The 10,432-nt window shown below is 61.1% G+C and carries 13 protein-coding genes; 8 read left to right on the forward strand and 5 right to left on the reverse strand.

Annotated elements, in window-relative coordinates:
* Positions 1-2: 2 nt before the first annotated feature.
* Positions 3-353, forward strand: a complete 351-nt coding sequence (locus tag M8523_RS30775) for a BrnA antitoxin family protein (protein ID WP_282588671.1) — start codon at positions 3-5, stop codon at positions 351-353.
* Positions 354-616: 263 nt separating this feature from the next.
* On the opposite strand, the gene M8523_RS30780 is transcribed toward M8523_RS30775, so the two are convergent.
* Positions 617-1,222 carry a hypothetical protein gene (locus M8523_RS30780; RefSeq protein ID WP_282588672.1) on the reverse strand — a complete coding sequence of 202 codons (606 nt, stop codon included), beginning with the start codon at positions 1,220-1,222 and terminating at the stop codon, positions 617-619.
* 114 nt (positions 1,223-1,336) lie between these two features.
* Positions 1,337-1,723, reverse strand: a complete 387-nt coding sequence (locus tag M8523_RS30785) for a DNA-binding transcriptional response regulator (protein WP_282588673.1) — start codon at positions 1,721-1,723, stop codon at positions 1,337-1,339.
* A gap of 506 nt (positions 1,724-2,229) precedes the next feature.
* On the opposite strand from M8523_RS30785, the gene M8523_RS30790 reads away from it, so the two are divergent.
* Positions 2,230-2,598, forward strand: a complete 369-nt coding sequence (locus M8523_RS30790) for a hypothetical protein (protein WP_282588674.1) — start codon at positions 2,230-2,232, stop codon at positions 2,596-2,598.
* Between the two features lie 30 nt (positions 2,599-2,628).
* Here M8523_RS30790 and M8523_RS30795 read toward each other — a convergent pair whose 3' ends face one another.
* From M8523_RS30795 to M8523_RS30805, 3 genes are all read right to left on the reverse strand, one after another.
* Positions 2,629-3,891: a Y-family DNA polymerase gene (locus M8523_RS30795; protein ID WP_282588675.1), complete on the reverse strand. Its 1,263-nt coding sequence runs from the start codon at positions 3,889-3,891 to the stop codon at positions 2,629-2,631.
* 5 nt (positions 3,892-3,896) lie between these two features.
* Positions 3,897-4,451: a LexA family protein gene (locus tag M8523_RS30800; RefSeq protein WP_282588676.1), complete on the reverse strand. Its 555-nt coding sequence runs from the start codon at positions 4,449-4,451 to the stop codon at positions 3,897-3,899.
* Between the two features lie 79 nt (positions 4,452-4,530).
* A complete protein-coding gene (locus tag M8523_RS30805) occupies positions 4,531-4,878 on the reverse strand; it encodes a hypothetical protein (protein ID WP_282588677.1) in 348 nt (115 codons plus the stop codon).
* A 463-nt stretch (positions 4,879-5,341) separates the two neighbouring features.
* On the opposite strand from M8523_RS30805, the gene M8523_RS30810 reads away from it, so the two are divergent.
* The 6 genes from M8523_RS30810 to M8523_RS30835 form a co-directional block, all read left to right on the forward strand.
* The gene (locus tag M8523_RS30810) at positions 5,342-6,004 is read left to right on the forward strand and encodes a DNA methyltransferase (RefSeq protein ID WP_282588678.1); all 663 of its coding nucleotides are present in this window, start codon (positions 5,342-5,344) and stop codon (positions 6,002-6,004) included.
* A gap of 126 nt (positions 6,005-6,130) precedes the next feature.
* On the forward strand, positions 6,131-6,409 hold the full coding sequence (locus tag M8523_RS30815) for a BrnT family toxin (RefSeq protein ID WP_282588679.1): 279 nt from the start codon (positions 6,131-6,133) through the stop codon (positions 6,407-6,409).
* Positions 6,384-6,683, forward strand: a complete 300-nt coding sequence (locus tag M8523_RS30820; protein WP_282588680.1) for a BrnA antitoxin family protein — start codon at positions 6,384-6,386, stop codon at positions 6,681-6,683. Before M8523_RS30815 ends, M8523_RS30820 begins: the two co-directional genes overlap by 26 nt.
* A 559-nt stretch (positions 6,684-7,242) precedes the next feature.
* On the forward strand, positions 7,243-7,455 hold the full coding sequence (locus M8523_RS30825; protein WP_282588681.1) for a hypothetical protein: 213 nt from the start codon (positions 7,243-7,245) through the stop codon (positions 7,453-7,455).
* Between the two features lie 146 nt (positions 7,456-7,601).
* The gene (locus M8523_RS30830; RefSeq protein WP_282588682.1) at positions 7,602-8,756 is read left to right on the forward strand and encodes a hypothetical protein; all 1,155 of its coding nucleotides are present in this window, start codon (positions 7,602-7,604) and stop codon (positions 8,754-8,756) included.
* Between the two features lie 338 nt (positions 8,757-9,094).
* A partial coding sequence (locus M8523_RS30835; RefSeq protein WP_282588683.1) for a tetratricopeptide repeat protein occupies positions 9,095-10,432 on the forward strand: 1,338 nt, incomplete at its 3' end.

Consider the following 10,432-nt stretch of genomic DNA (forward strand, 5'->3'; position numbering starts at 1 on the left):
GGATGATTATACAGGCAGCGCAACGACAGACGCCAGACCGGATTTATCTTATCTTAAAACTGGCCCGCTATACTGACGTCATGGACACCCCGGCACCGGACACCGCCAGCCTGCCCGATGATTTTCGGGCCTCGGCCGCGCCCGCCGATCGGCGCGAGACCGTGACCCTCACGCTCGACGCCGACGTGGTGGCATGGATGCGGGCCGAGTTTCCCGACTGGCAGGGCCAAGTGAACGGCCTTCTGCGCTTCTTTCACGATACGAGCCTCAACCGCGAAGCGTCTTTCGATCCGGACGGGTTCGAGCCTGGCGAGATGGTCGCAAATGCCCCGCCCGAACCCGAGTTCGCCTAATCTACCATGAAGGGACGGCCCAGCCCGTCGAAGCGGCCCTGCATCGCAGCCCATGGCCGCGACGCGATGTATCAAGATGCCAGCTAAGAGGATATATTTACGTATACTTATAGATTAAAATCGACTATTATATCTGTATGTCAATCATAGCAAAATATTTTCTTGTTGCAGCAGCTGCATCGGGGATCACATCTATTTTAAACGAAATGCATAATACAAAATTAGAAAATAATAAATGCGAACCAATAGAAAACTCGCAAAATTTAGACACTCACAGCAATAGCAAAAAACTTCGCATCAATTCCAATCTGCTCATTGAGCAGCGCCGTGATAGCTTCAAAAGTCTTGATATCACGAGATAGTACAGTAGCTCTAGTTGAAGCTCTATTGCGTTGATCACGAGAAAAATTAAGCCCGATCATAATTTTGTTTTCAGGTGGTGCTGTCGTTTGAAATATTTCGAATACTTGTTCGTTAGTCTTTGTAGATCGAGATTTCATATACATTAGACCGTTTTCAATCTCTATAGAGCAGTCATAATCTGAAGACTCATCATAAGACAAATCGTCGGTTGGCTGTCGAACAAACCATCTCTTAAAATACATTACGCGTCTAATACCACATGAAATATAAACCTTTCTTATATTTAATACATATGTATTGTCCTTGTATTCTATTGAGTGATGATACCATTTGCCAAATATCCAGATATGTTTAGGAGGCGTAAATACAAATCTTATGCCAGAATAAATAGATACAGATATAAAAACAATGAACGTGGCTATTATTGAGTCGAGGATTGATGGAATGTGATTTGATAGCATGTAATGTGAGATATAATGCAGGCTGGCTCCAGCACCAAGCCGCACTCATATGCCTTTACAGAGTTTTTCCACCATGAAGGGACGGGCCTGCCCGTCAAAGCGGCCCTGCACCGCAGCCCATGGCCGCGACGCGGTTTCCCTTCGTGGATATTCCTGTCCTCACCATGCCCGGCACGGGTTCTCGATCGCGCTTGCAGCGGTCGCCTGCGCCGCCTCGTGAAGGCGTTGTACCGACATGGGCTTCGGCAGCAGCCTCACCGTGGCCGGCATGCCGGCAGGCAATGACCTTATGCCTCCCGACAAGGCCGTGATCGCAGCATCGGGCCGAATGCACGCGATCTGCCCGGCCAGTTCGATGCCATGCCCGATCCGCGAACTGTTCAGGTCGATGATGACCGAGCCGATTTCGTTGGCGGCATCGCTGCACCAGGCTAGCGCCTCTTCCGCCGTGCCGACCGTCTCGACGGTGTGGCCCATGGCCGTCAGTATCCCCCAGGCCAGGTTCCGCAGCATTTCGTCATCCTTCACGTAGAGAACATGATTCATGACGCTGCCCCTCTCGCGCACACCCTGCCCGCAAATCACCCGCTGCGATCCTGAGTCTGCCCGGCAGGGCCTACACCTTCAACAGGTCCTTGCAGCTTCCAGCCCGGTTTCCGCCCCATGGCGGCGAACGTCACCGATCGTCACACTTTTGATGTCTCTGTCATCGTCCGGGCGTCGCCCCGAAGACGGGACCGCGCTCTAGCCAAGGGGCCGGAGCCTCGTGAAGCGTCGAGTCTCCGCGCATGCGCGTGACGATCGCTGACGCGAAGCCAGCAAGACAGAAAGAAAGCGGACCGTGCCGGTCCCGGCCGTCAATCACTGAAGAACGGGCAAGAGCCCGCGTCCGGCGGGTCCCTCCCCAGTCTTCGGCCCGTGAAGGACGGGCCTGCCAGACCGGGAGCTCCCCCACCCGCCGGCCGGTGATGACTGCCTCCTCCCGCTTATCGCCGCGTGGCTAGCAGGGTTGCATATGCAACCCTTTAAATTATAAGCTAGGAGAAGAAAACATGAGCACTGCCAACACCATAAACCTCGGAACCGCTACGATCGCCATCCCGGCAAGCTGCCCGCAGCCGGATATCTTCAAAGCCGTCTTCATGGCGCGTCTGATCGAACGCTTCGGAACGGCAGAGACAGCAGCCGATGCTCTCGCACAGTGGCAACACATCCAGCCCGTGCCGCAGCCCTTCTCCGTCAATGCCGAAGCCACACGGCTCTACCGTGAGGCCGGCTATGCCCTGAACCCCAAGGCGAAAGCATGGGATGATTTTCAGGAAGAGGTGTTCTGCGCTTTCCTCGATTTCGAGGAGGACGGTTCGGACCGGACCCCGCCTATCCCAGGCTGGTCAATGGATCCATCAGACCTGCCCGGTTAAGGAAAGACACGGAGCGGGGCACCTGCCCCGCTACACCGTCAGCAGGTCTTCCCAGGCCGTCGTGTAGCGCGGCGAGATGAAATCGCTCCGCAGCTTCCAGCCGGGCTTCCGCCCCATGGCGGCGAATGTCACCGTTCCCCGCCCGTATTTGGCATTGAGCGCGTCGAGCGCCCGCATCCGGGCCATCGCCTTCGGATCGTCAGGCCGATCGAACAGGCCTCCCTGCACAGTATCGGCCGCGACCAGGTTCAGCAGCATCACCCCCGCCTTCTTGTATTCGAGGCCGGACCGCCAGAGCGCATCGAGCGCCCGCATCGCGGCATGGTTCAGCTTGCCGGTGTCGGCCGACGCCACGGGCAGCGTCACCGACCGCTCGGCCGCATATTGCCGGTCTTGCGGCCTGTGCTTGTCCGTCGTGACGAACACCGTCAGACGGCCGCAGGCGAGGTTCTGCCGGCGCAGCTTCTCGGCCGCCCGCGCCGTGTGCGTCGTGACCGCCTCCTCCAGCTCGCGCCGCGTGGTGACACGACGGCCGAACGACCGCGAGGCCAAGATCATCTTGCGATCGGGCGGAGCCTCCTCGAGGCTGATGCAGGGGATGCCTTGCAGCTCGAGCACCATCCTTTCCATGACTACGCTCGTATGCATCCGCACGAATTTTGCGTCCGCCTGGCGTAGATCGAGCGGGTTTTTGATGCCGATCGCCTGCAAACGCTCCGCCATCCGGTGCGCGACCCCCCACAGATCGGTCAATTCGACCCGTTCGAGGGCCGCTTCCTGCTCTGCCGAGGTCAAAAGCACCAGAACGCCCCCGCTTTCGGGCGTCTTCTTCGCCGTGCGGTTCGCCAGCTTGGCGAGCGTCTTGGTCGGCGCGATGCCGACCGACACGGGGATGCCCGTCCATTGCAGCACCGTCGCCCGCATCTCCCGTGCATGCGCGTCCAGACGGCTTTCGAAGCCCGCCAGGCCGAGGAACGCTTCGTCGATCGAATACACTTCCAGATCGGGCGAGAAGCCTTCCAGCACTCGCATGACACGCGCGCTCATATCGCCGTACAGGGTGTAATTGCTCGACCGGACGATGATGCCCTGCGTATCGACCCGCTTGCGGCAGATGTGCCAGGGTTCGCCCATCTCGATGCCCAGAGCCTTGGCCTCGTTCGAGCGGGCGATGACGCAGCCATCGTTATTGGACAACACGACCACGGGCTGGCCCCGCAGCTTCGGCTGAAACAGCCGCTCGCAGCTCGCATAGAAATTATTGCAGTCCACCAATGCGATAGGGGCGGTCACGGTCCCTAAAACATGCGGATGGCGTGTTTCACGACACCCCACACCTCGAAGGCGGAATCCTCGGGAATGACGATGTCCTTGAAGGCCTTATTCTCGGCCTGGAGGACGATGCCGCCCGCCTTGACGCGATACCGCTTGATGGTGAATTCGCCGTCGATCAGCGCCAGCACCACGCAGCCGTTGAAGGGCGACAGGGAGCGGTCGACGATCGCGATGTCCCCCGGAAACAGGCCGGCCCCATTCATGCTGTCGCCTGAAATCCGCACCGCGAACGTCGCGGACGGGTTTGAAATCAGCAGCTCGTTGAAGTCAAGCGGACGGTCCAGATAGTCGTCGGCCGGGCTGGGAAACCCGCAGGCGGCCGGCGAGGCCATCAGCGGCACCGTCACGTTGCTTCGCGCCTCGACGTTGAAGAAGGCGTTCAGGTCGCCCGGCCTGAGCGATCCTTCCGCGATGCGCCTGGCGATCGTCGCCACCCGCAGCGGCAGGCGTACCACCTTGGTCGCCTCGCCCGGTTGCCGGCCGCCCATGCCTTTGCGGCTGACGCTGTATCGACCCATGCCCTGCCCCTCAATATCCGTTACGGATACTGAACAAAACAGGAACATCCGGCAAGGAAATAAGTTCGGGACGATACGATTAGCGGTGCAGATCGTGATCGAGATGCGGGGCCGGTCCCTGCCCGACATCCGGGCGCGGTGCCGGCGCGGACGTGTACGGGGTGCCGTCATCAGGATTGCCGACCAGGCGGTTGTACAGCCCGCCTTCGGCCTTCCGCATCACCTTGGCGGCGCGATCGTCGCCCTTCACCTCATCGAGGCAGGCGAACGCCACCTTGAACGCTGTCGCGGCCACCGTCGGCCAATCGACCGCGCGGCCGTCTCCCTTGTCGAACAGCTTCACCGCGTACTGGCGCAGCGCCGTCTCGGGATCGACATTCGGGGTGGGACGGCGCGGCCGTCCCTTACTGCCTCCAGGCGATTTCACAGGGTCAGTGTAGCAGGCGAGGTCTTAAAACCCGTTAACGGACCGATGCGCCGCACCTCACCCAGGAACACAGGGGAACGCGGCACAGCGCATCAGCCTGGCAGGTTCTACCGGTCAAAGATTGACGGACGGTGTGGCGTCTCCCTGCGGGCCGCGCTCTAGCCAAGGGGCCGGAGCCTCGTGAAGCGCCGAGTCTCCGCGCATGCGCGTGACGATCGCTGACGCGAAGACAGCAGGACAGAAAGCAAGCGGACCGTGCCGGTCCCGGCCGTCAATCACTGAAGAACGGGCGAGAGCCCGCGTCCGGCGGGTCCCTCCCCAGTCTTCGGCCCGTGAAGGACGGGCCTGCCAGACCGGGAGCTACCCCACCCGCCGGCCGGTGATGACAGCCTCCTCCCGCTTATCGCCGCGGGGCTAGCAGGGTTGCATGCGCAACCCTTTAAACAATTAAGAGAGGCAGAAAATGGAGTTTTTAAACAGCATCATACAAGGCGATTGCAGGCAGGTTTTGCAGACCTTTCCCAGCCTGTCGGTTGATCTGGTCGTGACCGATCCGCCCTATTTGGTGAATTACCGCGACCGCAGCGGCAGGACGGTAAAGAACGATGGGGGCGAAACCGGAATCCTCTCGGCATTCTCCGATATGTACCGGGTGTTGAAGCCAAACAGCATTTGCGTGTCGTTTTACGGCTGGAACCGGGCCGATGAGTTTTTCAAGGCTTGGCGGGAAGCGGGTTTTCGGCCCGTGGCGCATATCGTTTGGAAGAAGGACTACACCTCAAAGGCCGCCTTTGTGCAGTACCGGCATGAACAGGCCTATGTGCTGGCGAAGGGCAACCCGCAGCTTCCGGCTAAGCCCATCGAGGACGTGCAGCCATGGGCCTACAGTGGCAACCGCGCCCACCCGACCGAAAAGGCCGTCAGTATCCTGCAACCCATCATCCGATCTTTCTCACGCCCCGGCGCTATCGTGCTGGATCCATTCAGCGGATCAGGCAGCACAGCCGTAGCCGCCGCCCTTTGTGGCCGCTCCTATGTCGGGGTCGAATTGGAAGCCGATTATTGCGCCCATGCCCGCACTCGCCTTGCTGGCGCAGCGAAATACGCAGTTCGAAAGCCGACCTAACCGCAGCAGTTCCGCCGATCCTTCGGCGGAACTGCCTTCCGGCAAGACCGCGCAGCCTTTCAGAATACGCAATTTTGTTGCTACAAAACTTCAACCCTTTCAGGCATTTTGTTGCTACAATATTCCATGGAGATTGAGTTCGATCCGGAGAAAAGCGCGAAGAACGAGGCCGAGCGCGGCCTCCCCTTCGCGCTTGCCGCCGAACTGGACTGGCAACGCGCCCTCGTTTTCGTGGACGACCGGCACGATTACGGCGAGGAGCGGCTGATCGCCGTCGCGCCGCGCCACGGACGGCTGCACGTCGTCTGCTTCGTGGACCAGGGCGACGTCCGCCGGATTATCAGTTTCAGGAAAGCCAACAAACGAGAGGAGAAAGCCTATGCCGAAGCAACCGCTGACCGATAAAGACGGCGAAGTTCGCGAACTGACCGCCGCAGACTTCGAGCACGCCCGACCGATCGCCGAGGCGGCCCCCGGCATGATCGAGGCCATGCAGCGCTTCAAGAAACGGGTCGGACGGCCGAGCCAGGCCGACACCCCCAAGGTTCATGTCGGGTTTCGCATGGCGGCCGACGTGGTGGACGGCATCAAGGCGACCGGCAAAGGCTACAATGCCCGCGTCGAACAGGTCTTGCGCGAGGCCCTGGCTTCCGGCCGCTTTGGCGACCTGAAGCACTGACCCCTGCCCGTCCGAGCAGTTCCGCCGATCTTTCGGCGGCACTGCCCGTCTGGCGAAGACGGGGGGCAGAGCGTCAAAAGCGGCTTTAGCCGGGACCGGAAGATTTTCGCCTTGGGCGAAAATACCGGACCCACCTTTTGAGGCGGCGTTGCGGGGCGGTGCCCCAGCCCATGCTGCGGCAGCAGCGCCAAAAGAAGCCCGCCTGATAGCCTCCGGTTTTGACCACATTTCCTAGGGGCAACATCCGTTAGGCCCGCCACGCGCGAAATGCGGCGCGAGGCGGGGCGCTTTTTCGATGCAGCGTCGAAGGCCGTTTCAAAGGTGTTGCCGGGCCAGCTTAGAGATCACCAGCCATTTGACATCTTGGCCGGACAGCCAGGCCGGGTTCAAGCCAACCCCTGCGGGGCGATGCGGGGGTGTCCCCAAAATTTCCGAAGCCGGAAATCCTGGGAGATACCCCTCCCCCCGCATCGATCTTGAACCCGTCCCGCCCGCCCGGACAAGGAGCGATGTCATGGCAGGCGATCAAGCCGGCCCAACACCAAGAAGGAAACGACCAATGACTGACACTGCATCGAAAAAGCGCCCCGACATGACCGTGTATTTCGTGCCGGACCGGGAAAACCCCTACTGGACCCCCATCGGCGCGGCGTGGGCGCACAACGACGAGGAAGGCTTCTCGATCCGCCTCGACCTTCTGCCGAACAGCCCCGGCGATATCGTCCTCCGCAAGCGGAAGCCGAAGGAGCAGGCGGAACCGTCCGGGGAGTGACCCGGCCAGGGAGGCGGGCGCGCAAGCGCCCCCTCTTCCCGCCTTAAGTTAGCCAAGACTGGCCGCGTTGACATTGACGGCTTTCCGCGTTGCAGTTCGCGGCAGCGGCCCGACAATCGCGGCCGGCAGCTCCACAAGGTCGCGCCATGGTGGACCGATCACGCACCCGCAACGCTAAAATCCGTGCCTCGTTCGGACGGGCCGAGCGGTTGCGCCGCAATGGCCAGGACGGGCGCTCAGCCGACCGGGATAACTCCGAACGCAAGCCGGAGCGCGAGCGCACCGCGCAGACGCGTAAGCGCGAAGCCGCCCAGGCGCGCGCCACCCGTAAGGACGGGCAGCAGCGCGACGCGCGCAAGGCGACCTCGCGCGAACAGGCCCGCGCGCGCACGGAGCGCGCCGACGAACGGACGGCGAAGCGACGCATGGACCGTCTCAAGGAGCAGACGCGCGCCGGCTTTACCAAGACGGTCGAACGCCGCCGCGATGAAGCGCGCCGCGCCCAGCACGAGCGCAAGCAGCGTGACACGCAGGCGGCTCTCAAGCGCGCCCAGGATCAGCGGCAGCGCGCCGACCGGCAGCGCGACACGCGCAAGCGGGAAGAAACCCGGCGCGATTTCAACCGCGAGGCCGACCGCCGCCGCGACCACACCCGCCGCCGCGAGGTCGAGTTCAAGGCCGGCGTCGAGGCGCAGCGCGAACGGGACCTGCGCCGCGCCGCCGGCAAGGAGATCGAGCAGCGCCATAAACGCCAGCTTTCCGACCAGCAGGCCGAGCATCGCCGCCAGACCTCGCAAATACGGTCCCGGCATCAGGCTGAGACCCGATCCTTGCGCAGCAATGAGGACATGGCGCTGGAGCGGCATCATCATGCCGTTAAAGGCATCGATGAGCGCGAACGCCGCACCCTGGCTGACTTCGACGGGCGGCGGGCGGGCTTGACCGGCTGGCTGGGCGAGCGCATTCCCGGTCGCCGTCAGGAAAACGACCGGCTACGGGCTGACCTCGCCCGTGGCTTCGAGGCGGAGCGGCTGACCAAGCACCGGGACCTTGAGGCATTGAAGGAACGGCAGTTCAACGTCGCCCAGACGGCCCGGCTGGAACAGGCGAAAGAGCGCAAGGATATGATGACCGGGCATCACGCCGACCGGACCAAGCTTCAGGATCGGCAGATGACCGACCGGCCGCTTCAGATCGAGCGCCAGGCGCGCGTCATGGAGCGGGTGCGTGATATGGAAGTGACCCGTAAGGAGCCGGAGCGGGAACGCGAGCGGCCCGCACCGGCCTTTTCAAAGACGTAAGGCATATTTGGCAGGCTTTGCTGTGGACGCTGGCAATTGTCAGTTTCTGTGCGCAGCTCAGCATTCCGGCGATGGACGAGGCAGGCGTAAAGATGAGTCAGACGGCGCAGAAAGTCAGATCGGAACTGATACCACGCGACTCTATGTATACCAATTTACTAAGAGGTAAAAAAGCAGAACTTCTCGTGGCAAAAATAGCGTTTTCTTCGCCAGTCGCTACAATTATTCCGATTTATATCTGCCGCTCTTTTGTGATGGACCCGCAGGAAGCGACACGTCTACCAGAGGATTATACTAATATTGGTGATATTGAACAAGATATCACCAAATCTGACACTTTGATCGAGCCTAAGGCCGATGATTTTAGAGCTTTTTTCAATCGAAGCAACATATACGCAAGGAAGGGCGACTTCTACCTAGCCATTGCCGACTTCGGGGCTGCGATCGGGCTTGACCCAGGCGATGCCGATGCCTTCAACAATCGGGGCAACGCCTACGACCAGAAAGGCGAGTTCGACCGGGCGATCGCCAACTTCGACGCCGCGATCGGGCTCGGCCCCGGCAATGCTGTCGCCATCAACAATCGGGGCATTGCCTATAACCAGAAAGGCGACCTTGACCGGGCCATTGCCGGCTTCGACGCCGCGATCGAGCTCGATCCCAGCCATGCTGGCGCCTTCTATAATCGGGGCGTGGCCTATGGCAACAAAGGTGACCTCGACCGGGCCATTGCCGACTACAACGCCGCGATCGGGCTCGATCCCGGCCATGCCGGTGCCTTCAACAATCGGGGCGCGGCCTATAACCAGAAAGGCGACTTTGACCGGGCGTTTGCCGACTTCGAGGCTGCGATCGGGCTTGATCCCAGCGATGCTGTTGCCTTCAATAATCGGGGCGCGGCCTATTACCGGAAAGGCGACCTTGACCGGGCGATTGCCGACTACGACGCCGCGATCGGGCTCGACCCCAGTCATGCTGTCACCTTCCACAATCGGGGTGCGGCCTACGGTCAGAAAGGCGACCTCGATCGGGCCATTGCTGACTTCGACGCCGCGATCAGGCTCGATCCCAACTACGCTGTCGCCTACTACAATCGGGGCAACATCTATAACCGGAAGGGCGACCTCGATCGGGCCATTGCTGACTTCGACGCCGCGATCAGGCTCGATCCCGGCCATGCCGGTGCCTTCAACAGTCGGGGCGCGGCCTATGGCAACAAAGGCGACTTTGACCGGGCGTTTGCCGACTTCGAGGCTGCGATTGGGCTCGACCCCAGCCATGCCGGCGCCCACTACAATCGGGGCAACATCTATAACCGGAAGGGCGACCTCGATCGGGCCATTGCTGACTTCGACGCCACGATCGGGCTCTATCCCAGCTATGCTGTCGCCTTCAACAATCGAGGCGTGGCCTATGGCAACAAAGGCGATTTTGACCAAGCCGTTACCGACTTCGACGCCGCGATCGGGCTCGATCCCAGTCATGCTGTCACCTTCTACAATCGGGGTGCGGCCTACGGTCAGAAAGGCGACCTTGATCGGGCGATTGCCGACTACACCGCCGCGATCGGGCTCGATCCCGGCATTGCCGGTGCCTTCAACAATCGGGGTGCGGCCTACGGTCAGAAAGGCGACCTTGATCGGGCGATTGCCGACTACACCGCCGCGATCGGGCTC

Origin of the sequence: Lichenifustis flavocetrariae, assembly GCF_026130545.1 — a bacterium.
Lineage (GTDB): Bacteria > Pseudomonadota > Alphaproteobacteria > Rhizobiales > Beijerinckiaceae > Lichenihabitans > Lichenihabitans flavocetrariae.

Bases quoted from the DNA above. Each gene is read 5' to 3' on its own strand.
- M8523_RS30775 (WP_282588671.1), top strand. From the start codon at position 3: ATGATTATACAGGCAGCGCAACGACAGACGCCAGACCGGATTTATCTT.
- M8523_RS30785 (WP_282588673.1), bottom strand. From the start codon at position 1,723: ATGAATCATGTTCTCTACGTGAAGGATGACGAAATGCTGCGGAACCTG.
- M8523_RS30790 (WP_282588674.1), top strand. From the start codon at position 2,230: ATGAGCACTGCCAACACCATAAACCTCGGAACCGCTACGATCGCCATC.
- M8523_RS30800 (WP_282588676.1), bottom strand. From the start codon at position 4,451: ATGGGTCGATACAGCGTCAGCCGCAAAGGCATGGGCGGCCGGCAACCG.
- M8523_RS30810 (WP_282588678.1), top strand. From the start codon at position 5,342: ATGGAGTTTTTAAACAGCATCATACAAGGCGATTGCAGGCAGGTTTTG.
- M8523_RS30815 (WP_282588679.1), top strand. From the start codon at position 6,131: ATGGAGATTGAGTTCGATCCGGAGAAAAGCGCGAAGAACGAGGCCGAG.
- M8523_RS30820 (WP_282588680.1), top strand. From the start codon at position 6,384: ATGCCGAAGCAACCGCTGACCGATAAAGACGGCGAAGTTCGCGAACTG.
- M8523_RS30825 (WP_282588681.1), top strand. From the start codon at position 7,243: ATGACTGACACTGCATCGAAAAAGCGCCCCGACATGACCGTGTATTTC.
- M8523_RS30830 (WP_282588682.1), top strand. From the start codon at position 7,602: ATGGTGGACCGATCACGCACCCGCAACGCTAAAATCCGTGCCTCGTTC.